Source organism: Polycladomyces subterraneus, assembly GCF_030433435.1.
GTDB classification, from domain to species: Bacteria; Bacillota; Bacilli; order Thermoactinomycetales; family JIR-001; genus Polycladomyces; species Polycladomyces subterraneus.
Window position 1 is genome coordinate 170,281 of the sequence record NZ_JANRHH010000047.1, and the last position, 21,266, is coordinate 191,546.

26 protein-coding genes are annotated in these 21,266 nt (G+C 53.7%); 21 read left to right on the forward strand and 5 right to left on the reverse strand.

Annotated features, from left to right (window positions below; genetic code table 11):
- Positions 1-7 precede the first annotated feature (7 nt).
- Positions 8-316 (forward strand): hypothetical protein, encoded by a 309-nt coding sequence (locus NWF35_RS13725; protein WP_301239835.1) that lies wholly within the window; start codon positions 8-10, stop codon positions 314-316.
- A 79-nt stretch (positions 317-395) separates the two neighbouring features.
- Here NWF35_RS13725 and NWF35_RS13730 read toward each other — a convergent pair whose 3' ends face one another.
- Positions 396-971 carry a YhcN/YlaJ family sporulation lipoprotein gene (locus NWF35_RS13730; RefSeq protein ID WP_301239837.1) on the reverse strand — a complete coding sequence of 192 codons (576 nt, stop codon included), beginning with the start codon at positions 969-971 and terminating at the stop codon, positions 396-398.
- A 290-nt stretch (positions 972-1,261) separates the two neighbouring features.
- Here NWF35_RS13730 and NWF35_RS13735 point away from each other — a divergent pair, with 290 nt between their 5' ends.
- Positions 1,262-1,894, forward strand: coding sequence for an MBL fold metallo-hydrolase (locus tag NWF35_RS13735; RefSeq protein WP_301239838.1), 633 nt, complete (start codon positions 1,262-1,264; stop codon positions 1,892-1,894).
- 192 nt (positions 1,895-2,086) lie between these two features.
- On the opposite strand, the gene NWF35_RS13740 is transcribed toward NWF35_RS13735, so the two are convergent.
- Positions 2,087-2,662, reverse strand: a complete 576-nt coding sequence (locus NWF35_RS13740; RefSeq protein WP_301239839.1) for a TVP38/TMEM64 family protein — start codon at positions 2,660-2,662, stop codon at positions 2,087-2,089.
- A gap of 243 nt (positions 2,663-2,905) precedes the next feature.
- Here NWF35_RS13740 and NWF35_RS13745 point away from each other — a divergent pair, with 243 nt between their 5' ends.
- The 8 genes from NWF35_RS13745 (at position 2,906) to NWF35_RS13780 (ending at position 9,056) form a co-directional block, all read left to right on the forward strand.
- Positions 2,906-5,356, forward strand: a complete 2,451-nt coding sequence (locus tag NWF35_RS13745; protein WP_301239840.1) for a heavy metal translocating P-type ATPase — start codon at positions 2,906-2,908, stop codon at positions 5,354-5,356.
- Positions 5,357-5,388: 32 nt separating this feature from the next.
- Positions 5,389-5,715, forward strand: coding sequence for a metal-sensitive transcriptional regulator (locus NWF35_RS13750; RefSeq protein ID WP_301239842.1), 327 nt, complete (start codon positions 5,389-5,391; stop codon positions 5,713-5,715).
- 13 nt (positions 5,716-5,728) lie between these two features.
- A complete protein-coding gene (copZ, locus tag NWF35_RS13755; RefSeq protein ID WP_301239844.1) occupies positions 5,729-5,935 on the forward strand; it encodes a copper chaperone CopZ in 207 nt (68 codons plus the stop codon).
- A 579-nt stretch (positions 5,936-6,514) separates the two neighbouring features.
- Positions 6,515-6,676, forward strand: coding sequence for a hypothetical protein (locus tag NWF35_RS13760; protein WP_301239846.1), 162 nt, complete (start codon positions 6,515-6,517; stop codon positions 6,674-6,676).
- A 123-nt stretch (positions 6,677-6,799) separates the two neighbouring features.
- Positions 6,800-7,417, forward strand: a complete 618-nt coding sequence (locus tag NWF35_RS13765) for a redoxin family protein (protein ID WP_301239847.1) — start codon at positions 6,800-6,802, stop codon at positions 7,415-7,417.
- Positions 7,414-8,130, forward strand: a complete 717-nt coding sequence (locus NWF35_RS13770) for a cytochrome c biogenesis CcdA family protein (RefSeq protein ID WP_301239849.1) — start codon at positions 7,414-7,416, stop codon at positions 8,128-8,130. The genes NWF35_RS13765 and NWF35_RS13770 overlap by 4 nt, the downstream gene beginning before the upstream one ends.
- A 248-nt stretch (positions 8,131-8,378) precedes the next feature.
- Complete coding sequence (locus NWF35_RS13775) at positions 8,379-8,759, forward strand: rhodanese-like domain-containing protein (RefSeq protein WP_301239851.1); 381 nt, start codon at positions 8,379-8,381, stop codon at positions 8,757-8,759.
- A gap of 30 nt (positions 8,760-8,789) precedes the next feature.
- Positions 8,790-9,056: a metal-sensitive transcriptional regulator gene (locus NWF35_RS13780; protein WP_301239856.1), complete on the forward strand. Its 267-nt coding sequence runs from the start codon at positions 8,790-8,792 to the stop codon at positions 9,054-9,056.
- Between the two features lie 28 nt (positions 9,057-9,084).
- Here NWF35_RS13780 and NWF35_RS13785 read toward each other — a convergent pair whose 3' ends face one another.
- Positions 9,085-9,396 (reverse strand): HesB/IscA family protein, encoded by a 312-nt coding sequence (locus tag NWF35_RS13785; protein WP_301239859.1) that lies wholly within the window; start codon positions 9,394-9,396, stop codon positions 9,085-9,087.
- 263 nt (positions 9,397-9,659) lie between these two features.
- Here NWF35_RS13785 and resA point away from each other — a divergent pair, with 263 nt between their 5' ends.
- Genes resA through NWF35_RS13805 form a run of 4 tightly spaced genes read left to right on the forward strand, consistent with a single transcriptional unit; the run spans position 9,660 to position 12,638 of the window.
- The gene (resA, locus tag NWF35_RS13790; protein ID WP_301239860.1) at positions 9,660-10,196 is read left to right on the forward strand and encodes a thiol-disulfide oxidoreductase ResA; all 537 of its coding nucleotides are present in this window, start codon (positions 9,660-9,662) and stop codon (positions 10,194-10,196) included.
- A 24-nt stretch (positions 10,197-10,220) separates the two neighbouring features.
- Positions 10,221-10,550, forward strand: coding sequence for a rhodanese-like domain-containing protein (locus NWF35_RS13795; RefSeq protein ID WP_301239862.1), 330 nt, complete (start codon positions 10,221-10,223; stop codon positions 10,548-10,550).
- Entirely contained in the window at positions 10,523-11,497 is a 975-nt protein-coding gene (cysK, locus tag NWF35_RS13800) for a cysteine synthase A (RefSeq protein ID WP_301239863.1), read from the forward strand. The genes NWF35_RS13795 and cysK overlap by 28 nt, the downstream gene beginning before the upstream one ends.
- 10 nt (positions 11,498-11,507) lie before the next feature.
- Positions 11,508-12,638, forward strand: a complete 1,131-nt coding sequence (locus NWF35_RS13805; protein ID WP_301239864.1) for a class I SAM-dependent methyltransferase — start codon at positions 11,508-11,510, stop codon at positions 12,636-12,638.
- 42 nt (positions 12,639-12,680) lie between these two features.
- Here the strand turns inward: NWF35_RS13805 and NWF35_RS13810 are convergent, their stop codons facing one another.
- Complete coding sequence (locus tag NWF35_RS13810) at positions 12,681-12,914, reverse strand: DUF2626 family protein (RefSeq protein WP_301239865.1); 234 nt, start codon at positions 12,912-12,914, stop codon at positions 12,681-12,683.
- 194 nt (positions 12,915-13,108) lie between these two features.
- Here NWF35_RS13810 and NWF35_RS13815 point away from each other — a divergent pair, with 194 nt between their 5' ends.
- On the forward strand, positions 13,109-13,876 hold the full coding sequence (locus NWF35_RS13815; RefSeq protein WP_301239866.1) for an enoyl-CoA hydratase/isomerase family protein: 768 nt from the start codon (positions 13,109-13,111) through the stop codon (positions 13,874-13,876).
- A gap of 550 nt (positions 13,877-14,426) precedes the next feature.
- Positions 14,427-15,047, forward strand: coding sequence for an RsfA family transcriptional regulator (locus NWF35_RS13820; protein WP_301239867.1), 621 nt, complete (start codon positions 14,427-14,429; stop codon positions 15,045-15,047).
- Positions 15,048-15,368: 321 nt separating this feature from the next.
- Here NWF35_RS13820 and NWF35_RS13825 read toward each other — a convergent pair whose 3' ends face one another.
- Complete coding sequence (locus NWF35_RS13825; protein WP_301239868.1) at positions 15,369-15,842, reverse strand: N-acetyltransferase; 474 nt, start codon at positions 15,840-15,842, stop codon at positions 15,369-15,371.
- Between the two features lie 208 nt (positions 15,843-16,050).
- On the opposite strand from NWF35_RS13825, the gene NWF35_RS13830 reads away from it, so the two are divergent.
- From NWF35_RS13830 to NWF35_RS13850, 5 genes are all read left to right on the forward strand, one after another.
- Positions 16,051-17,403 (forward strand): acetyl-CoA carboxylase biotin carboxylase subunit, encoded by a 1,353-nt coding sequence (locus NWF35_RS13830; RefSeq protein ID WP_301239962.1) that lies wholly within the window; start codon positions 16,051-16,053, stop codon positions 17,401-17,403.
- Positions 17,400-17,612, forward strand: a complete 213-nt coding sequence (locus NWF35_RS13835; protein ID WP_301239870.1) for an acetyl-CoA carboxylase biotin carboxyl carrier protein subunit — start codon at positions 17,400-17,402, stop codon at positions 17,610-17,612. Before NWF35_RS13830 ends, NWF35_RS13835 begins: the two co-directional genes overlap by 4 nt.
- A gap of 211 nt (positions 17,613-17,823) precedes the next feature.
- The gene (locus tag NWF35_RS13840) at positions 17,824-18,741 is read left to right on the forward strand and encodes a hydroxymethylglutaryl-CoA lyase (RefSeq protein ID WP_301239872.1); all 918 of its coding nucleotides are present in this window, start codon (positions 17,824-17,826) and stop codon (positions 18,739-18,741) included.
- Positions 18,741-19,517, forward strand: coding sequence for an enoyl-CoA hydratase (locus NWF35_RS13845; protein ID WP_301239874.1), 777 nt, complete (start codon positions 18,741-18,743; stop codon positions 19,515-19,517). Before NWF35_RS13840 ends, NWF35_RS13845 begins: the two co-directional genes overlap by 1 nt.
- A gap of 30 nt (positions 19,518-19,547) precedes the next feature.
- Positions 19,548-21,083: an acyl-CoA carboxylase subunit beta gene (locus NWF35_RS13850; protein ID WP_301239875.1), complete on the forward strand. Its 1,536-nt coding sequence runs from the start codon at positions 19,548-19,550 to the stop codon at positions 21,081-21,083.
- Positions 21,084-21,266 lie beyond the last annotated feature (183 nt).

Consider the following 21,266-nt stretch of genomic DNA (forward strand, 5'->3'; position numbering starts at 1 on the left):
AAACGAGTTGGCACGCCGATGGGGAAACATCGCGTATTGGTTGGTGAACGTGGTGGCGTTTCTCACTATTGGTCCGGTGGTCAACATGTGGGCCTTTTTTCAAGAGGTGCACGCATTCATGGCCCAATCGTCCAGACCGTCGGGATGGATAGTGACGGGGTTGTTGGTGGTGGCGGTGGTGATTTTATTGATGGTCCATTCCGTGATCAATGCCGTGATGAAAGTAAATCGCCCGCCGCGGACATTGATCTTGATCAGTGTGGTCATCCCTGTCCTGTCTTACGTGGTGTTTGAGTACCTGATATTCCGTTTGTGAGAGGGAAAAGGACCGTATCCGTTGTTTCGGGTTGCTCGACGGATACCGGTCCTTTTATTGAATGGACGAAGCTCGCACCTCACCGACGGGGGGAAGGTGCGGACGGAGATTGATCGATTTTTTCCTGATTCAGCTTGGTGTTCTGTTGTTCCCGTTTGGGAACAGTTTTGGATGGTTGCGGCATCAAACGGTTGACGATTTCGGCCAACTCCTGCGCCACACCGACGGCCGGTCGTCCCTGACGAACATCTTCGCTCATTTCGCGCAATCGTTGTACCAGATCCACATCGGCTGTAACCAGCGCATGCGCACCATAGGGGTCTTTGCGGAGCGCCTGGGCGACAGAATATTTGATGGTGCCGACGCGCCCGCGATCCAATGCGGGGTCGACATCAATGCCCACAACTGTATACCGCCCTGCGACAACGGCAGTTGCTCCGCTTACCTGCGGCTGGCTGGTGGCGATCTGCGTCAATCTGCGGGCGATCGCTTGCGGATTGGCAGGCCGTCCGGATTCCGGCGCCGTTTGCTTGACATGGATGGTTTCGGGAATGTGGGGCGGAGGTGCCGCTTGGTTGGCCGGCGGCTTATTGGCTGGTTGACATCCGAATGCCAAAAGCCCAATCGTACACACGATGAACAAGAGACGAATCAATGGCGTTCCTTCCTTTCCGTGAGGTGATCAGTTGCCGTTAGTGTATCCGCAGAAACATGATCCGATGTATGCTACCGTAAAGGGCATTGTTTTCCCGGGTGAGCGAAACCCCAAGTCTGGCCGGGCATCGATATCGAAAGTGCAGAAAAAGGATCGCGGGCAACGGCTGCTTCTTTGAAAGGTGCAGGTGGAGTGAAATAGAGATGAGACACACCCTGGAATGTGTGTGATTCAACGATTCGGTGTAAAATAAAAGAATGAGTCCATCCATGCGGAAAGGTGGAGGAAAAATGAACGTGCGTTCCTTTACACTCGGCCCCGTGGCTACCAATTGTTATGTGTTGTCCGAAGGACGGGAAGCAGTGGTGATTGATCCGGGTATGGGTCCCGACCCGGTGCTGGAATGGATGCAGTCGGAACAATTGAACGTGCAGGCGATTTTGCTGACCCATGCGCATTTTGATCATATCGGTGGGGTGGAAGCCGTACGCACCGCGACCGGGGCGCCGGTTTATGTGCACCGTGCGGAAGCGGATTGGCTTACCGATCCACAAAAAAACGGATCCAGCCTGTTTCCGGGATTGGAGCTGATTCGCTGTAACCCGGCGGATCAATTGTTGGAAGGTGGGGAGACATTAAACTTAATCGGCAGAGAATTTCGCGTCTACCATACACCGGGCCATTCGCCGGGCAGTGTGACGTTCCAGTTCGACGATCAGGTGTTCAGCGGCGATGTCTTGTTTGCCGGATCGATCGGTCGTACTGATCTGCCGGGGGGCGATTATGAAACGTTGATGCGTTCCATCCATGATGTGTTGATGGAGATGCCGGAAGAGACACGTGTGTATCCCGGACATGGTCCGACTACCACGATTGGCCGTGAGCAGGCGTCCAATCCGTTTGTGACGGGGATGATGGGTTGACGGGATCTAGGGGCGGTCTTTTTTGAGAGAATAACGGGTGGACCTTTTTCCTTTTCAAAAAGGCCACCCTTTTTTATGGACCGAATCGGAGGCGTATGTCACGACTCGATCCAACCGTTCTTGTAAGCATACCGTGCAAGTTGAACACGATTGCTTAGATGTAGTTTCTGCATCATATTTTTTAGATGGTATTCATCTGGTTTCGTTCTGTGGCTCCTCCGGCCCCCGTACCCGTTTCCAAACCCAGAATCCGACCGACAACACCACCAGAGTGATACCCAAGCGGAAATAGTTGGCTTCTATGTGGATCACGTCATAACTGATCAATATCTCAAGCGAGATAGATGGGATTTTTCCAGTGGCAGTTGCTACCAAAAAGATCCACGCAGGCATGGTGGTCAGGGAGGCGGCCATGTTGACCAACCCGGATGGGACGAACGGGGTGAACCGCATCAGGATCAGGGAGAGCAATTGCTGCTGTCGGGGCATCCGATTGAGAGAATGAACCCATTTCCAATCCCGGTGTCGGGTAAGGCCCGCTTTTTTCACACCTAAGCGATACAGAAAAAAAGCAGCAGCTGAGCCCAGCATTTCCCCCAACCACGAGACGATTCCCCCCAGCCAGGGACCCCAGACAAGTGTATTGGCCGCAGTAATCGCGACGGAAGGGAAAAACCCGACCAAATTGATGCCGCCGTTGACCGCGATACTGACCAAAACGGCCCACCATCCCCAGTCGGTAAATCGATCCACCCAGTATGAAACCATCGTATCTTCCTCTCTCCATCCTTTTACATACATCCGTAAAAATAGGTTTGATATCCCGTTTCCATTGTAACGAAATCGTCGAAGGAGCACGAATGGGTGTCCATGTCATCTCATTTTCCGCTTTACATACTATAGGGGGGTATAGTATAATTCGACTGAGATCGAACATGTTGGTGTAGAAACAAGACCATCAGGGGAATCGTACTGAATGAGGATACGGATGCCCGGTATCCCATCGAGGTGATGAACGTGGAAAGGCAAGTCGTGGTCCGAATCACGGGGATGACATGCGTCGCATGCGCCACTCGGATTGAAAAAGGGTTGAAGCGCTTAGAAGGGGTACAGGATGCCAACGTCAATCTTGTAACGGAACAAGCCACAATCCTTTTTGATCCGGAACGGCTGGATGTGGAGAAAATAGAGGAAAAAATTGAAGCGTTGGGTTACGGGACGGTGAAGGAGTCCGTCGATTTGGCCATCTCGGGAATGACATGTGCTGCGTGTGCTACCCGCATTGAAAAAGGGTTGTCCCGCATCCCAGGTGTGTGGGAAGCTCATGTCAACCTGGCGACGGAGACGGCGCGGGTGACGTACTCTCCTGCGTCGGTGAACGCGGACGATTTGATCCGCAAAGTGGAACAGCTGGGTTATCAGGCAAGACTCCGTTCGGCAGAACCGGAAGATCGTGACCTTCGGCAGTTGGACATCGTCCGGCGCAAACGCCAATTCATCTGGTCCGCTCTACTGTCGCTGCCGTTGTTGTGGGCGATGGCGGGACATTTCGCATTTCTCTCTTTTCTGTGGGTACCGGAGCCGTTGATGAATCCATGGGTACAACTGGTCCTGACCACACCGATCCAACTGGGAATCGGATGGCAGTTTTACAAAGGGGCATACAAAGCGTTGCGCAACCGTAGTGCCAACATGGACGTGCTGGTCGCTCTTGGAACGTCGGCCGCCTATTTTTACAGTCTGTTTCAGACGCTTCGCACCATGGGAGGCGGTCATGCGGAGCTGTACTATGAAACCAGCGCCGTGTTGATCACCTTGATTCTCCTCGGCAAATGGTTAGAATCCCGGGCCAAGGGGCATACGTCGGAAGCGATTCGCAAATTGATGAACCTGACACCGAAGATGGCGACGGTCATCCGAGATGGAAAGGAACTGCGCATTCCAGCTTCCGAAGTGGAGGTTGGCGATCAAGTACTCATCAAACCGGGTGAGCAGGTTCCGGTAGATGGCGAAGTGACGGAAGGCACCTCCTCCGTGGACGAGTCGATGTTGACGGGGGAAAGTATTCCCGTAGAGAAAACGATCGGGGATAAGGTGATCGGCGGTACGGTTAACGGCAACGGATCATTGACTGTACGGGCCACCCAAGTCGGGAAAGACACGGTGCTGGCGCAGATCATTCGGGTGGTGGAAGAAGCCCAAGCGGCCAAGGCACCCATTCAGCGCATTGCCGACGCTGTTTCAGGTGTGTTCGTGCCCATTGTCGTCGGAATTGCGTTGGTCACATTTGGGTTATGGTACGTTTGGTTGGAACCCGGTCAATTTGCCTCCGCTCTGGAAAAAGCGATCGCAGTACTGGTTATCGCTTGTCCCTGCGCATTGGGATTGGCCACCCCCACTTCGATCATGGCGGGATCGGGACGTGCCGCAGAATGGGGGGTTTTATTCAAAAGCGGTGAGCATCTGGAAACCGCTCACCGTATCCAAACGGTGGTGTTGGACAAAACGGGTACGATCACGGAAGGAAAACCGGTATTGGTGGATGCGATGGCGGAGGAGCCCTGGGACAAAAAAGAATGGTTGCGTTTAGTGGCCGCAGCGGAGAAGAAGTCGGAACATCCGCTGGCTCAAGCGGTGGTGGCAGGTGTCGATGAAAATGGACAGGTCCTTCCGACTGTGGAATCCTTTGAAGCGGTTCCCGGTCATGGGATTCGTGCCCGAGTGGAAGGACACGATGTGTGGATCGGCAATCGTAAATGGATGAAACGGCACGATGTGGATTTTTCCAAGGCGGAAACCATGTTGCAAAAGTGGGAGGAAGAAGGGAAAACGGCCATCCTGACGGCGATTGACGGCAAATATGCCGGTACGCTCGCGGTGGCCGATCCGGTGAAACCCACTTCCCGCCAAGCGATTGAACGCCTGAAGGCGATGGGACTGGAAGTGGTCTTGCTCACGGGAGACAATACACGTACCGCTCAGGCCATCGCCCACGAATTGGGGATCAAACAGGTCATCTCGGAAGTGTTGCCTGAAGAAAAAGCGGAAACGGTCAAACAGTTGAAGGCGGAAGGGAAAAAAGTAGCCATGGTGGGCGACGGCATCAACGACGCTCCGGCTTTGGCGGCAGCGGACGTGGGTATGGCGATCGGAACAGGTACCGATGTGGCCATTGAAGCAGCGGATATCACGTTGATGCGGGGTGATCTGAACGGCATCGTCGATGCGTTCGTCATTAGCCGTTTGACGGTGAGGAACATCCGGCAAAACTTGTTCTGGGCATTGGTCTACAATGCCGTCGGTATTCCGGTGGCCGCTGCCGGATGGTTGGCACCTTGGCTGGCGGGAGCGGCGATGGCCTTCAGCTCGGTGTCAGTCGTACTGAACGCGCTTCGCTTGCAACGGGCCAAACGGCCTTCCCTTCACAGCTCCATCTCCTTTCCAAGGGGGGAGGGGGTATAGTATAGTGAAAATGGCGAAAGGAGATCGATGAGATGGACAGGACGGATCAAAGCCGGGAACCCCACGTGTTGAAGCCGTCAAGGAAAAGTCATCATACGGAAACATTCAAAAACAATCTCATCACCCGTCTGAACCGCATTGAGGGGCAGGTGCGGGGGGTACGCCGCATGATCGAGAACGATACCTATTGTGATGATGTGCTGAATCAGATTGCGGCGATTCAATCCGCTTTGAACGGCGTGAGCAAGCTGTTGTTGGAAGGACATATGAAAAGCTGTGTGGTCGAGCGGATTCAGGAAGGCGATCTCGCGGTGATCGAAGAGCTGTTGACCACTGTACACAAACTGATGAAAAAGTGAGGAGGATTTGACGATGCAAACGATCACGCTTCAAGTGGAAGGTATGTCGTGCGATCATTGCAAACAGGCGGTCGAAGGTGCGCTCAAAAAATTGACGGGTGTAGAGCGGGCGGAAGTCAACCTCGTGGAGAAAAGCGTCACCGTTTGGTACGATGAGAACCGGACGACGGTAGCGCAAATGAAAGAGGCGATTGAAGATCAAGGATATGATGTGGTGTGATGAAGAGGTGGTGTAGTCGTCTTTGTCGGTAAGGTTCGGGGGATACCCCTTCTTTTTTTGCTATCCCCTTTTTTAGCAAATTTCGTAGATTCCTGAGATATACTGGTAACAGGGTATGTCCCCTGGGGCGTGTCTGGTAAATCCGTGAGAGAGCAAATGCTTTCCCGGGCGAGAGACCGACCATGCCCTGGCTGAGCGAAGACTCAGGAAGCGCAGGAATGAAATCGCGGGCAATTTCCTCTAAGCGTGCTTTGCCCACGTCCTGCGCTTCGGGTCGAACCAGTCATTACCTGTTCCCTTACCGGGCACAGATGGAGCGAGTCGGGAACACAATGTGGACAATATTCAACGGACACGCTCTGATTAAGAAACGGGTCATCACAGGCTATTTGTCAGGGTGTCAACGATCCGAAAAGTGAGAGGGAAAGGACACACTCTAGGGTGTGTCATGGGCGAATGTACTCAGGGTGGGATCAAAGCATCTTCTCACGTTGAATTTGGAAAAGGTGATGGAATTACTACAAGAAGAGGTCTGCCAGGGTGTTTTGTTTTGTTGCCTTCGTGGCCAAGGAGGTACATATGATACCGAAAAGCTGTGACGGGTGTGGTCAAGATATACCCGATGACTTGGTCATTCAATTCAAGGACGACGAGAAGGAAAAAGGCGGCTGGGCGTATATCGGGGAAAATCTCCGTTTTCTTTGCCCGCTGTGTTACCTCATGAGAAAACTGAGGGGGTAATACCGTCAAGGAGGCAAAGAGGATATGCCGCGAAGCTTCCCTGCAGGGCGCAGGTGGGTCGAGTCGGGAAAAAATGAGACAGTATTCACCAGACACACCCTATTGAGACAAGGAGGTGAAGCCATGACAGGGCAACCCCAAGCTTGGCGGACCGGGCTGATCGGGCTGTTGATCGTCGCAGCGTTGATTGGAGCTGTTTGGTATGGCGGAAAACAGGACCGTTCCGCTCGGACGATACAACCATCGTCAACGCCATCCGAGCAGCAGGCCGGGGAAAATCAAGCGCCCCCTCAAAGGAATATGGGATTGAAAAAGGGGGACTCCGCTCCCGTTTTTGCCTTGCAAACGTTGGACGGGCAGACGATGGATTTGGCCAAACGGAACGGCAAGCCGGCCCTGATCAACTTTTGGGCGACGTGGTGCCCGCCGTGCCGTGAGGAGATGCCGGTTTTGCAGTCGATGTACAAGCGGTACGGGAAACATGTGGACTTTTTCATGGTGAATCTCACCACAGAGGAAACCAATGTAGAACGCGTCAGCCAATTTCTCCAACAACACAAGCTGACCTTCCCCGTGCTGAAGGATGAGACGGGAGAAGTGGCGGAAACCTATTCGATCTTGGCTATTCCGACCACTTATATTGTGGATGCCAACGGGGTCATCGTGTGGAGTAAAACAGGCGCCGTCACCAAGAAAGAAGTGACGGACGTGCTGGATTCGCTGATCAAACCGGAGGGATGAGCATGTCGGATTTGTCGTGGTGGCTGGCATTCGGAGCGGGTGTGCTTTCGTTCATCTCCCCCTGTTGTCTTCCGCTGTATCCGTCGTACCTGTCCTACATCACGGGGATCTCGGTCAGTGAATTGAGGGAGAAACAAACGGCGGATGTGCGGCGGGCGGTTGTGTTGCACACCTTGTTTTTCATCTTAGGGTTTTCCATCATTTTTTACCTGCTCGGTTTTTCGGCGACGTGGCTGGGGCAGTTGTTCGAGTCGTATAAAGAGACGATCCGGATGCTGGGCGGCGTGCTGATCGCTGTGATGGGCCTCTTTTTGATGGGGGTCTTTCAACCCGCTTTTCTCATGCGGGAAAAGCGACTGGAAATTTCGGGGCGAAAAATGGGCTATTTCGGCTCGACATTGATCGGGATCGGTTTTGCCGCAGGATGGACACCGTGTGTCGGCCCCGTTTTGGCTTCAGTATTGACATTATCCGCTTCCAACCCCAGTGCGGGGCTCGGATATATCACCGCTTATACACTGGGGTTTGCTATCCCGTTTTTTGTCATGGCGTTTTTCCTGGGGCGAACGCGGTGGATACTGCGTCACTCTGCACGCATTATGAAAGTGGGCGGGGGCGTGATGGTGGTTTTGGGAGTGTTGTTGTATTTCAACCAAATGTCCAAGATCACCGTTTGGCTGATTCAGGTCTTCGGCGATTTTGTCGGGGTGTGAAGCGCGGGAATTTCACGGTCAATCCGTTGGACGGTGAATTAAGGGCAATTTCCTTGCGGGCGACATGGCCCGTATTTTTTATTGGTCTTAATGATCCGTGGACGAACCAATGAATAGTTGGGTAATATACCTATAGTGGTATAAGTATATACGGGAGATCTTTGCAGTTCAACACATCCGTGTAAATCGGAAAATATTAGAAATCGATTCATTTCAGTGTCGTTCGCTCAATGAGGGAGGGGATGTTATTGGACGGCTGGGTATGGTTACTTGTCATCGGGTTGGTGGGTTGGATCGGGGTGCGATGGCTTCAGACCCACGGAGTGAAAACCCTCTCTCCGGATGCGTTTTACCAAGCGATGCAGCAGTCAGACAGTCAATTGATTGATGTACGGGAACCGGAGGAGTATCGGGACGGACACATTCCGGGGGCGATCAACGTGCCCGTCGGGCGTCTGTCACATCATCTCCCGCAATTGTCCAAAGAAAAACCCGTGCTTCTCTACTGCCAGAGCGGCAATCGCAGTGGTATTGCTGCGCGGATGCTGAAAAAACAGGGGTTTAAGGAAGTGTATCATTTGCGTGGTGGTCTCTTCGGATGGCCGTACCAAACGACACGCGAATCATAAGGAGGTTGCAAGTGAAGGGGGGATCAGCCCATGGAATACACGACGGAGATGCGAAACCGCTTGAAACGGATCGAGGGTCAGGTGCGCGGCGTATTGCGCATGATGGAACAGGAAGCGCATTGCAAAGACGTAGTCGCCCAGTTGTCGGCGGTGCGTTCCGCCGTCGACCGTGCCATCGCTGTGATCGTCAGCTCCAACTTGGAACGGTGCATCCGGGAAGAGCTGCAGAAAGGCGATGAAGAAGGGGCGAAAAAAGTTGTGAAAGAAGCAATTCAACTGTTGGTGAAAAGCCGCTAGGCTGCTCTTATCCGTTTGGATCGAACCGTCAGGAGGAGGTGTCGCCGAAAAAACCCCCACGGGTCCGTATGCGGAAACCGCCTCGCAAGAGCGAAGGAGAGTAGTCGATATGGGCTTCGCGAAACAACAGACGATCGGTTTCACTCACTAAAAAACGCAAGCCCTCTTGTTCGATTACTTGATCCTTATTCTGGGGGGAGGTTTCTACTTGAAATCCGAACCTCCCGCCGCAAGCGACCCCGGAGTGTGTAAAACGAAGGTATACTTCTTGAGGACTTAAGCCCTTCTCCTGAAGCAATGCATGGAGTTGGCGTGCGGCGGCTCGGGTCAGTTCCAGCATAAACGGGTCTCCTTTCTCACTAGGGCGTGTCTGGTCATTCCAATCAGGGGGCAACGGATCTTCGCGGTCCTTTCAAGAAGTATTATAGATGGGGACTGTCCGTTTCAACAATACAATTTCCGGCGATAGAGCAAATAATGTATGTATAGAAAGGACAAGTCGGGCGGGTAGCGGATTATTCCTTGTGGGGAAGCGGTAAATTCGATACAATCGGGTTGCTTGCGGTATCCGCGTAAGATGTTGCCAACGAGTGGGTGATTGGATTGAACAATCAGGCCAGATACTGGACCCGGCGAATCCTGCTCCTGATCATGGCGGTGATGATCGGATTTGCCGTCTATCAAACAGTGAATCAGAAAAGCGATGATGCACCGGAAGTCGGCGATCCCGCACCGGACTTTCAGTTGACTTCTTTGGACGGAAAACCCGTCAAGCTGAGCGATTACCGTGGTCGGTATGTACTGCTCAATTTCTGGGCCACATGGTGTCCGCCTTGTCGGGAGGAAATGCCCGCATTGGAGAAGACGTACCGAGCATATCGCGATCGGGGTTGGGTCGTCCTGGGGGTCAACATCGCCGAAACGAATGTGACGGTAGGCGGGTTTGTCCGCCAGCAAGGGGTCACGTTCCCGATCGTCCTCGACTCTGATCGAAGTGTGACGGAACGCTATCATGTGGGACCGATTCCTACTTCTTATTTCATCGGACCAGATGGTCGGATTCGGAAAAAAGTGGTCCGACCGATGGATACGGGCTTTGCCCGGTTAATGGTTCAGCAAGTGATGTCTCCAGACAAATGAGCTTTTTGGTGGAGGAGGAACAACATGAGCGAAAAAGTGTATCAGGATATTGCTGCCGAGGAGTTGAGCCAAACCTTTGCGCATGAAAAGGAACGGTTTGTGGTCGTTGATGTCCGGACAGACGAGGAGTTTCAATCCGGCCACATTCCGGGGGCAATTCACATCCCCCACGATGAAATGGAAGAGCGGGCACATGAATTGGAATCGGTCAAAGACCGGGATATTTTGCTGGTCTGCAGAAGCGGACGCCGTAGCGTCATTGCCGCGTACGTTTTAGCCGACAAAGGATTTCGCCGATTGTTCAACTTAGAGGGAGGAATGTTGGAATGGACCGGACCGGTGACAACGGAGTGAAAACTAGGCTGAAGGGGCCGTTTTCCCGGGCTGTGGACCATATTACCGATCTGATCGGGAAAACGCCGTTGGTCCGGCTCAATCGGCTCCCTTCGCCCGGTGACGCCGAGGTATATGTGAAGCTGGAGAAATTCAACCCCGGCGGCAGTGTGAAAGACCGCACCGCATACAGCATGATCTTGGCTGCCGAAGAGGCGGGGAAACTGAAACCGGGTGCCACCATCGTTGAACCCACCAGCGGCAACACCGGCATCGGGCTGGCACTGGTGGGAGCGGCGCGCGGGTATCGGACCATCTTGGTGATGCCGGATACGATGAGCCAAGAACGGATCAACATTTTGAAGGCGTACGGAGCGGAGGTTGTCCTCACTCCCGGTCATGAACGGATGCCCGGTGCGATCCGTGTTGCCAAAGAAATTTTGGAGAAAACGCCCGGTGCATTCATGCCGCTACAGTTTGAAAATGAAGCCAACCCCGAAGTCCATCGGCGGACGACCGCACGGGAAATTATCGAACAGATTGGGGATCGTCTGGATGCGTTCGTGGCGACGGCTGGAACAGGGGGGACCATTACCGGTACGGGTGAAGTGTTGAAACAGCACTATCCCAACCTGTTTATCGCCGTGGTCGAACCGAAGGGATCACCTGTGTTGGCCGGCGGAAAGCCGGGGCCGCACAAGATTCCGGGAACGAGCCCCGGTTTCATCCCGCCGATTTTGAACCAGGACATTTATGACGAGATTTTCCACGTGACGGACGAGGATGCCGCAGAAACGGCCCGGCAACTGGCCCGACTGGAAGGCATCTTGGTGGGGCCGTCCTCTGGCGCATCGGTATGGACTGCATTGCAAGTGGCCAGACGGTTGGGCAAAGGCAAGCGGGTTGTTTGTATCGCCCCGGATACCGGTGAACGGTATTTGAGCACTGATCTGTTCGCATTGGAATGAGGGATTGTGGATGATGCGGCCTCTGGAGAAGATATTGGTGGAAGAAATTAGCCGAGCCCCCGGCGGTTCGATCCCATTTATCCGGTTTATGGAGCTGGCTTTGTACCATCCGCTTTGGGGGTATTATCAACAGAAATGGCCGAAATGGGGCAAGCATGGAGATTACTACACCAGTCCGATGGTGGGGGACGTGTTTGGTCGTGTCATGAGCGGTGTCCTTGAAACGATGCACCGCTCTTTTTGCAGGACAGGATCTTGGGCGGTTGTTGAATTCGGCGGAGGGGACGGCCGCTGGGCAGAACAGTTGCTGGAAGGACTGAGGGAATCAGCAGCATTTTCATCTCTCACCTATGTCATGGTGGAGACAAGTGCGGATCATCGGCGTCGGCAACGGGAGCGGCTGGCCCGATTCGGTTCAAAGATCGTGTGGACGGAGCGACCGGAAGCTGTGTTCAGCTCCGTTCCCTGCGTCATACTTAGTAACGAACTGATCGATGCGTTTCCTGTACATCGGTTGCGCAAAGAAAACGGACAGTGGCGGGAAATTCACATCTCCTGGGATGAGCGGCGTCGCCTGCATGAGGTCACGCGTCCGATCACCGATCCCGCGTTGCTCCGTTACGTGGGGCAATGGCAGGAATCGTGGCCGGACGGGACGGAAACCGAGGTCAACACCCGGGCACGGGCGTGGCTCAATCAAATGGCCGAAAATTTGTGGGAGGGGTATATCGTCACCTTCGACTATGGCGGAAGGGAAAAAGAAGTGCGCGGACCCCATCGACCGCAGGGAACGATTCGCTGTTATTCCCGGCATCATGTGCATCGGCGCTTGTATGATGATCCCGGCGAAGCGGACATCACCGCTGACGTCAATTTTGACGATTTGATGCGTTGGGGGAGGAAAGCAGGTCTGGAGACGGTCTGGTATGGCACACAATCGCGTTTTCTTGTCGCCACCGGCATTTTGCGCTTATTGACCGAACACCATGACCCAGATCCGTTCAGTGTATCCGCCCGTCGGAACCGGTCCATCCGTCATCTCGTTCTATCCGAGGGGATGGGGGAACGGTTCCGCGTGTTGATTCAGGCAAAAGGGGTTAAGATCGATGAGCTGGCAGAACGCCTACGTACCGGGGAATAAAAAAAGCCCCCTGTTCGGGAGCAGGTTTGGGGTGCAGATGCGTCATCCTTGCGGCATGAAGAAGAATGAATAGGTGACCATGCCGATAAATGCGATGACCATATAACCACAGAACAGGTACATGTACGTCCGTTCGGTGAACCCCATGAAGCCCAGCACGACGAACAATGCGGTTTGGGCGAAAAAGAGCAGCGCCAACGAGTACATGTCGCCAGCCAAGAACATGATACCCATGGCCAGGCACCAGAACCCAAGCACCCGGAACATCCGATCCATTTTTCCCACTCCTTCCGCGATTCAGTACGTTCTGGACGCGTGCCCGTTAAGTCTGCGATCGAACACTTTACGGGACGGTGCCACTGATCGGAACCATCATATCACAGAGGTTATTATATACGAAGTGAACGTTTTTTAAAAGCGGATACATTCTGTGTTGATGGGCAAAGGGAAAACAGACAGGGGATGAGAACATGCAGACATTGATCACCGAACAAAAGAATCGCGTCGGTTGGATTCGCTTTCATCGCCCCGATGTGCGCAATGCGGTCAACCTGCAAATGATGCAGGAGCTGGAAGAGGTGTTGGCAAAGTGGAAAATGGATTCCGATGTGAAAGTATTGGTGCTTACGGGGGATGAACGAGCATTTGTTTCCGGCGGTGATTTAGCAGAGTTTCACAAGCTGAAGACTGCAAATGCGATTCAACCGGTGCATGCACGGATGGGACGGCTGTTGGATGTTTTGGAGCGATTGGGAAAACCGACGATTGCTGCCGTCGGGGGAGCGGCTGTGGGAGGTGGATGTGAGATCGCGGTCAGCTGTGATTTCCGGTTTGCGTCAGATACTGCGCAGTTCGGATTTATTCAGGCTGGCTTGGGGATTACGACTGGATGGGGAGGCGGTTCACGGTTAATCCGCCTGGTGGGCCGAAGCCGCGCATTGGCACTGCTTTTGACAGGGAAGCGAATAGACAGCATCCAGGCGTTTCAGTACGGGTTAGTGGATCGAGTGGTCCCGTCGGATCAGTTGGAGGAAGAAGTCCAACGGTTTGCAGAAACCATCGCCCGCACGCCGTTGTCGGTTATTGAGGCGTATATGGAATTGGCCAACCGGATCCGAGACGGTGCTGACCCGCAGGAATTGACGGAGTGGGAGAGCAGGACCTGTTCCCGTCTGTGGGAGTCCGATGTACACCATCAAGCGGTTGAAGCTTTCTTGCGTCGGACCGGCCGATTGTAGTCGTCCATCTAGGGAGACAGGTTATACAGAGCGCGTGCTTGGACAAAGTCCCGTGGAGGGAAGTGGGTTACTACGCCATGTGAAGCGAGAAGCCAACGGCGACCAAAGAATCCTCTGGTACATTGACCATGTGCAGCAAGGCGCGAAGACGAAGCGATTCGAGACCGTTACTGGTGAATACTGTTCAATTGCTTTCCCCGTTCGCTCCATCTGCGCCCTGTCAGGAAGGAGGTCATCCCTGCGCTTTCCGGGTCTTCGCTCGGTTGGTCTTGGTCAGTCGATCATCTGGAACATTATGCTCCCTCCCGGATTTACCAGACATGCCCTAGCTGGAGGGAGCGGAAACAGGCGGTATAAGGTTGTTCGTGAACTTTCAGGCTCACCGTCCATCATGGGCGGTTTTTCTGTTTTTCTTATGTCTGCGGACGGCATGTATACCAAATGGACAATTCGGTTATAAAATTTACTAGTTACATATACTACGTTTTATACCAAATGCATACAGATAGAACAAATTGATTTGTGGGAAGCTTGATCAGGGAGGGTTATCATGGTGGTGAAAAGACAAGACGCATGGACGCCGGATGACGATCTTGTCCTGGCAGAGGTGACATTGCGTCATATTCGTGAGGGTAGTACACAGTTGGCCGCTTTTGAAGAAGTGGCAGAGAAGCTGGGACGGACGCCGGCTGCATGCGGATTCCGCTGGAACAGCTTTGTGAGGAAAAAGTATGAGGCGGCCATTCAGATTGCTAAATCGCAGCGGCAAAAACGAAACAAAGAAAAAGGTCGTATCTCACGTGTACGCGTATTGAGCGAGCAATTGGATCACGGGGAAGACCATCTGTTGTCCCTGGATTCCATCATCCGTTTTCTGCGCACACACAAAAACGAAGTGGCTGAGTTAAAGCGTCAACAAAGACAATTGGAACAGGAAATCAAGGAGCGAGAAGAACAGATTCGGCAATTGTCAAAGGAAAACGAAGAGATGAAGAGCCAACTCAATCACGTGCAGACCGACTACCAAGTTGTCAACGACGATTACAAAGCCCTGATTCAAATCATGGACAGGGCGAGGAAGTTGGCGCTGTTGGAGGAAGAAGACGACGAAAAGCTGAAAACCAAGTTTAAAATGGACGAAAACGGAAATCTGGAGCGGATCGACAAATAAACGGTTGTGCACCTGAAGAAGGGTGACCTTTTTCCGCTCCTGCGCTCGCAGGAATTCGGTCAACGCAATGAGGGAATCGGAACCGACGGGCTTTGTCATCACCCGGGATGGTTGCGATAAGCGAAACCGTCTCCCAGGCACCAACTCCAACGTAAGGATACGGAGCGGAGGTGGGAGACGGCTTTTCGTGAACGTTGGCAGCAGTCTCAATGGGGGACCGTTTCAATGAAAACGGTCCCATTTTCTTTTTGCCTGGAAGCGACGTTCGGATTCCCCCGGATTTCGGTGCACCCGATCAGGAATCATATGGCATTCGCCCATTCATTCCTTGAGGCTGACACCGGGCGGTGTCCAGACATAAGGGTTTTCTCCCCGATCTCTTACCGGATCGTATTTGACAGGCACAAAACCCATCTTCTTCCAAAATTCATCAGATCGACAACGGGCGTTGGTCTTAATCGGCAAACCCAAGCTTTTGGCGTGTTCCACCAGTGCTGTGCCGCAGCCTTGATGTCGATACTGAGGGAGCACTTCCAACTTCCAAAGCTCATAGTAATCTTGCGGCGGATCAAAATAACGGTCGTATTTGGCGTCAATACGGTACAAACTGGCTCGGGCAATCAGGTTGCCGTCCAAGTAAATGCCGTAAAACGGGGAGTTGCTGTCGTTCTCGATGATGTTGGCTTGCAAATCTTCCAACATGGACAATTCTTGCAACCCGTACTCACGGAACTTTTGGAATTCTTCCAGTGTTTTATAATTGATCTTGAGCCGTTCTACTTGGTAATTGCTCATCGTGGCGGACGCCTCCTTTCCCCTCCTCAAATTCGGTCCGGCTTTCCTTCTCATTATACACAATTCCAGAAGGATTTGACGCCAATCGCAATCCAATGTTGTGAAAGGGATCTATTTTTCGGTATAGTGGTAATGAAGAGAAAATTTCATCCCTCATCGCCTCCGGTGATGAAAGCACATACAACAACATGAGAGGTGGATTATGGGAATTCAAACCATCCTCATCGCCAATCGTGGAGAGATTGCCAGACGAATCGCTCGAACATGCCGTGCACGCGGTTTCCGCGTCGTCGCGGTGTATTCCGAGGCGGATCAGGACATGCCCTTTGTTCGGGAGGCTGACGTGGCGATCGCCATCGGTCCGCCTCCGGTGGCGCAAAGTTATTTGAATATAGACGCCATCATCCAGGCGGCAAAACAATCGGGAGCCGATGCGATCCATCCCGGTTACGGTTTGCTTTCCGAAAATGCGACTTTCGCGCGAAAAGTGCAGGCGGCCGGCCTCGTGTTTATCGGTCCGCGGCCGGAAGTGATCGAACGAATGGGCGACAAGGTGACGGCGCGTCGCACGATGGAGGAGGCCGGCGTCCCCGTCGTCCCCGGAACGGAAGGGGGCATAAGCGGGGAGGAGGAAGCGCTGGCAGAAGCAGGGCGAATCGGGTATCCCGTGATGATCAAAGCGAGCGCAGGTGGTGGCGGAATCGGGATGCAAGTGTGCCGAACGCCTGATGAACTGAAGAAAGCGCTTCCCATCGTGCAGTCCAAAGCAAAAGCGTATTTCGGCGATTCTGCCGTTTTTTTGGAGCGGTTGATCGAACGACCGCGCCATGTGGAAGTGCAAGTGGCCGCCGATTCGCAAGGGAATACGGTCCATCTGTTTGAGCGGGAGTGTTCCGTCCAGCGGCGCAATCAAAAAGTGGTGGAAGAGTCCCTCTCCCCGTCCATCCGTCCCGAAACGCGGGAGCGACTGTACGAGGCGGCGGTGCGGGCCGCAGAGGCGGTTGGATATACCGGAGTCGGTACAGTGGAGTTTCTGGTTGATGAGCAGGAACGCATCTATTTTCTCGAGATGAATACGCGCCTTCAGGTCGAACACCCGGTGACCGAGATGGTGACGGGTCAGGATCTGGTGGATTGGCAACTGGATATTGCAGAAGGAAAACCGCTCCCATTGAGGCAACACGAAATCAAGGCCCGGGGTCATGCAGTGGAATATCGGATTTATGCCGAGGATCCGACGACCTTCCTGCCGTCGCCGGGAACAATCCATGCGATAACGGTACCGGAAGGAGAGGGTATTCGCGTGGATGCGGGTGTGGAAGCCGGAAATCAGGTGACCCCGTTTTACGATCCAATGATCGCCAAACTGATCGTCAGCGGCCCGACGCGAGAAACGGTGTTGGAAAAAAGCCGCGCGGCATTGGAACAATTTCAGGTGGAAGGGATCCGCACCAATTTGCCCTTGTTACGTGCGTTACTGGATCACCCTGAATTTGTCGACGGGCAGTACGATACGCAGTTGCTGCAACATTTCCGAGTAGATGGAGGCGTCAAACGATGAAAACGATTCAGTCGAATATGGCGGGGACCGTATTGCAGGTGTTGGTAAAACCGGGTGACGAAGTGAAATCGGGTCAGGACGTCGTCATTCTGGAATCGATGAAGATGGAGATCCCGATCGCTGCCGAAGCCGACGGTAGAGTGAAATCCGTACCGGTGGAGATCGGATCCTTTGTGGGCGAAGGAGACGTGTTGGTAGAGCTGGAGTGATCGGGGGTGGTTGGTCCACCATCGTCCAAGGGGAATTGGGTTGTTGACAGAAGGGACGTGGACAATATCGATCAGACACGCTCTAGCCATAAGAGGACGGGGCGAAGGTGGGGAAGATTGTTCCCGGAGCGTTGTCAACAGCCTTGGAGAATAGTGTTTTTTACTGAGAGATTGACTTTTGTCCCGGGGCCGGGAAACGGGAGGTGACAACTTGACTCGGGTAACCATCGTGGAAGTCGGACTACGGGACGGACTGCAAAACGAATCGGTCATTCTGCCCGTCGATGTGAAGCGACGTATCGCCGAGGGATTGATCCGGGCAGGGGTCAAGGAGATTGAAGCTACTTCATTCGTTCACCCTCGCTGGGTTCCTCAACTGGCTGATGCGGCGGAGTTGGCGGCCCAATTGCCGAGAGGACAAGGTGTTCGTTACCGCGCACTAGTTCCCAACGCCAAAGGGTTAGAACGGGCTTTGTCCAGCCCGATCGACGAATACGCCGTTTTTCTTTCCGCTAGTGAAACCCATAACCGGAAAAACATCAACAAATCAATTGACGAAACCTACCCGGTGCTGGCGGAAGTGGTGGAACGAGCCCAAGCGGCGGGCAAGCGGGTGCGCGGATATGTGTCGACGGTGTTTGGGTGTCCTTACGAGGGGGACGTCCCGGTTTCTCAAGTGGTGCGGGTATGTGAACGCCTGCTCGAAATGGGTGTCTATGAAATCTCCCTTGGAGATACGATCGGCGTGGCCACGCCCAAAAAGGTGAAAGAAACGCTGGAAGTGCTGCTCCGGTACATGCCGGTGGAACGCTTGGCAGGTCATTTTCACGATACGCGGGGAACAGCACTGGTCAATGCGTACGTGTCGCTGGAAATGGGGATCCGCACCTTGGATGGTGCGTTCGGCGGTCTGGGCGGCTGCCCGTATGCGCCGGGTGCGTCGGGGAATGTGGCCACGGAAGAGCTGGTTTATTTTTTGGAACAAGAAGGGATCGAAACGGGCATCGACCTGGAAGCACTCTGCCGGGTCAGCGTGGAAGTGCAAAAGCAGCTTGGTCGACCGTTGTCCTCCAAGGTGTTGCAAAGCGTGATCGCAGAGTGGTCGTCGGTAGGGAAGGGGGAAGCGTGATGGGCCTGGTAGAGTGGGAACGAAAAGAAGGCATCTCTGTATTGACGCTGAATCGACCTGAAGTGTACAACGCGCTGAACTTTCCGACATTGCAGGAGCTGAACCGTATTCTCCAGGAGTTGCATCATTCCAAAGCCACCAGGGTGGTGGTGATTACCGGAGCGGGTGAGAAGGCCTTCTGTTCCGGTGCGGATCTGAAGGAACGGCGCACGATGTCAGAAGATCAAGTTCGGCGTTTCATCCATCTGATTCGTGAGACATTTACGATGGTGGAACGGCTACCCAAGCCGGTGATCGCTGCAGTAAACGGAGTGGCGTTGGGTGGTGGAATGGAGTTGGCACTGGCTTGTGACCTCCGTGTGGCGGACGAAAGGGCTGTGTTCGGTTTGACGGAGACTTCTCTCGGTATCATCCCGGGCGCGGGGGGGACACAGCGTCTGCCGCGCATCGTGGGCAAAGCCAAAGCCAAGGAGTTGATCTTCACGGCCAGCCGGATCTCGGCCAAGGAAGCGGATGCGATCGGACTCGTCAATCGTGTGGTTGAAAAAGGGAAAGCGTTGTCGGCAGCATTGGAGATAGCCGAGAAAATCAACCAACAAGCACCGCTGGCCCTGGCGCAGGCGAAAATGGCAATCGATTATGGTTTCGAGATGGATTTGGCATCCGGATTGGCCTTCGAAACCAAAGCGTACGAAGTGCTGATTCCAACCAAAGACCGGTTGGAGGGATTACAGGCTTTCAGAGAAAAAAGAAAGCCCATCTATCTGGGTGAGTAAGGTTTCATCATTGGGAGGAGGGACCATACGATGCAAACAACGACAGTGGAAACACTGGCACAGCGTGCAGAGAAGATCAAACAGGGAGGCGCCCCCAAATATCACGACCGATTGGCCCAGCAAAACAAACTGTTTGTCCGCAAACGGCTGGAGTTGCTGTTTGACGACGATTTTCAGCTGGAGGACGGCTTGTTTGCCAATTGCCTGGACGAATCGCTTCCTGCCGACGGTGTGGTGACGGTAATCGGCAAGGTAAACGGGCAAAAGGTTTGCGTGATGGCCAATGATGCTACAGTGAAGGCTGGTTCATGGGGTGCCCGCACGGTGGAAAAAATCATCCGCATCCAGGAAACTGCCGAACGATTGCGCATCCCGATGATTTACCTGGTCGATTCCGCCGGCGCCCGGATCACGGATCAGATCGAGATGTTTCCGGGGAGAAGGGGAGCGGGCCGGATCTTTTACAACCAGGTGAAACTGTCAGGCAAGATTCCGCAAGTTTGTGTTCTGTTTGGTCCATCTGCCGCAGGGGGAGCGTACATCCCGGCATTTTGCGATGTGGTGATCATGGTCGATCAGAATGCCAGCATGTATCTGGGTTCGCCACGGATGGCCGAAATGGTGATCGGAGAGAAAGTGACGCTGGAAGAAATGGGTGGTGCTCGGATGCACTGTACCGTCAGCGGATGTGGAGATGTATTGGCTGCCAACGAAGAGGAAGCCATCGCGGCGGCGCGTCGCTACCTGAGCTATTTTCCGGCCAATTATGCGCAGAAGCCACCCACGGCCAGTCCGAAAGCCCCTTCCGTCAAAGCACGGCCGGTATCCGAGATCGTACCGGACAACCAAAATACGCCGTTTGACATGATGGAGCTGATTGAAGCCATTGTGGACGAGGATTCGTTTTTTGAGATGAAAAAGCTGTTCGCCAGGGAGTTGATCACCGGATTTGCCCGTATCAATGGCTGTGTTGTGGGCATCATCGCCAACCAATCCAAGGTCAAAGGCGGTGTGTTGTTCGTTGATTCGGCCGACAAAGCCGCGCGGTTCATCACGCTGTGCGACGCGTTTCACATCCCGCTCATCTTTTTGGCTGATGTCCCCGGTTTCATGATCGGCACACATGTGGAACGGGCCGGTATCATCCGTCATGGAGCCAAAATGATCGCAGCGATGTCGGAAGCAACTGTGCCTAAAATTTCAATCATCGTGCGCAAAGCCTACGGTGCCGGTTTGTACGCGATGGCGGGTCCCGCTTTTGAACCGGATTGCTGTCTGGCCCTTCCCACTGCACAGATCGCGGTGATGGGTCCGGAAGCGGCGGTTAATGCGGTGTACAGCAACAAGATCGCCGAATTGGAGGAGCCGGAGCGAACCCAATTCATCATGCAGAAGAGGGAAGAGTACAAAAAGGATATCGACATCTACCGCTTGGCTTCCGAATTGATCATCGACGGTATTATCGAACCGGACCGGTTGCGCGGGGAGTTGATTGACCGTTTGGAAGCGTACGCGGATAAGGTGATGACGTTCAGCGACCGCAAGCACCCGGTTTATCCGGTATAAACGTCTGGAATACGTCCATAAGAGCGATTTTAACCACTCACAACTCTGGGTGTGCCGTTTTCCCTCTCGCTCCTCTGTCGTCAGGCTCAAAGGTCGATCACTTGGAAAACGTTGCCCCTAACGGATTGACCTGACATATTTTAGCTGTGTTGCTACGAAGCGGAGACGGGAAATCGGAGCCCG

What these genes read in the sequence shown, in the direction of transcription:
- NWF35_RS13735 (WP_301239838.1), top strand. Translation starts at nt 1,262, where the DNA reads ATGAACGTGCGTTCCTTTACACTCGGCCCCGTGGCTACCAATTGTTAT.
- NWF35_RS13740 (WP_301239839.1), bottom strand. Translation starts at nt 2,662, where the DNA reads ATGGTTTCATACTGGGTGGATCGATTTACCGACTGGGGATGGTGGGCC.
- NWF35_RS13745 (WP_301239840.1), top strand. Translation starts at nt 2,906, where the DNA reads ATGAACGTGGAAAGGCAAGTCGTGGTCCGAATCACGGGGATGACATGC.
- NWF35_RS13750 (WP_301239842.1), top strand. Translation starts at nt 5,389, where the DNA reads ATGGACAGGACGGATCAAAGCCGGGAACCCCACGTGTTGAAGCCGTCA.
- copZ (WP_301239844.1), top strand. Translation starts at nt 5,729, where the DNA reads ATGCAAACGATCACGCTTCAAGTGGAAGGTATGTCGTGCGATCATTGC.
- NWF35_RS13760 (WP_301239846.1), top strand. Translation starts at nt 6,515, where the DNA reads ATGATACCGAAAAGCTGTGACGGGTGTGGTCAAGATATACCCGATGAC.
- NWF35_RS13765 (WP_301239847.1), top strand. Translation starts at nt 6,800, where the DNA reads ATGACAGGGCAACCCCAAGCTTGGCGGACCGGGCTGATCGGGCTGTTG.
- NWF35_RS13770 (WP_301239849.1), top strand. Translation starts at nt 7,414, where the DNA reads ATGAGCATGTCGGATTTGTCGTGGTGGCTGGCATTCGGAGCGGGTGTG.
- NWF35_RS13780 (WP_301239856.1), top strand. Translation starts at nt 8,790, where the DNA reads ATGGAATACACGACGGAGATGCGAAACCGCTTGAAACGGATCGAGGGT.
- NWF35_RS13785 (WP_301239859.1), bottom strand. Translation starts at nt 9,396, where the DNA reads ATGCTGGAACTGACCCGAGCCGCCGCACGCCAACTCCATGCATTGCTT.
- NWF35_RS13795 (WP_301239862.1), top strand. Translation starts at nt 10,221, where the DNA reads ATGAGCGAAAAAGTGTATCAGGATATTGCTGCCGAGGAGTTGAGCCAA.
- cysK (WP_301239863.1), top strand. Translation starts at nt 10,523, where the DNA reads ATGGACCGGACCGGTGACAACGGAGTGAAAACTAGGCTGAAGGGGCCG.
- NWF35_RS13805 (WP_301239864.1), top strand. Translation starts at nt 11,508, where the DNA reads ATGATGCGGCCTCTGGAGAAGATATTGGTGGAAGAAATTAGCCGAGCC.
- NWF35_RS13810 (WP_301239865.1), bottom strand. Translation starts at nt 12,914, where the DNA reads ATGGATCGGATGTTCCGGGTGCTTGGGTTCTGGTGCCTGGCCATGGGT.
- NWF35_RS13815 (WP_301239866.1), top strand. Translation starts at nt 13,109, where the DNA reads ATGCAGACATTGATCACCGAACAAAAGAATCGCGTCGGTTGGATTCGC.
- NWF35_RS13820 (WP_301239867.1), top strand. Translation starts at nt 14,427, where the DNA reads ATGGTGGTGAAAAGACAAGACGCATGGACGCCGGATGACGATCTTGTC.
- NWF35_RS13825 (WP_301239868.1), bottom strand. Translation starts at nt 15,842, where the DNA reads ATGAGCAATTACCAAGTAGAACGGCTCAAGATCAATTATAAAACACTG.
- NWF35_RS13835 (WP_301239870.1), top strand. Translation starts at nt 17,400, where the DNA reads ATGAAAACGATTCAGTCGAATATGGCGGGGACCGTATTGCAGGTGTTG.
- NWF35_RS13845 (WP_301239874.1), top strand. Translation starts at nt 18,741, where the DNA reads ATGGGCCTGGTAGAGTGGGAACGAAAAGAAGGCATCTCTGTATTGACG.
- NWF35_RS13850 (WP_301239875.1), top strand. Translation starts at nt 19,548, where the DNA reads ATGCAAACAACGACAGTGGAAACACTGGCACAGCGTGCAGAGAAGATC.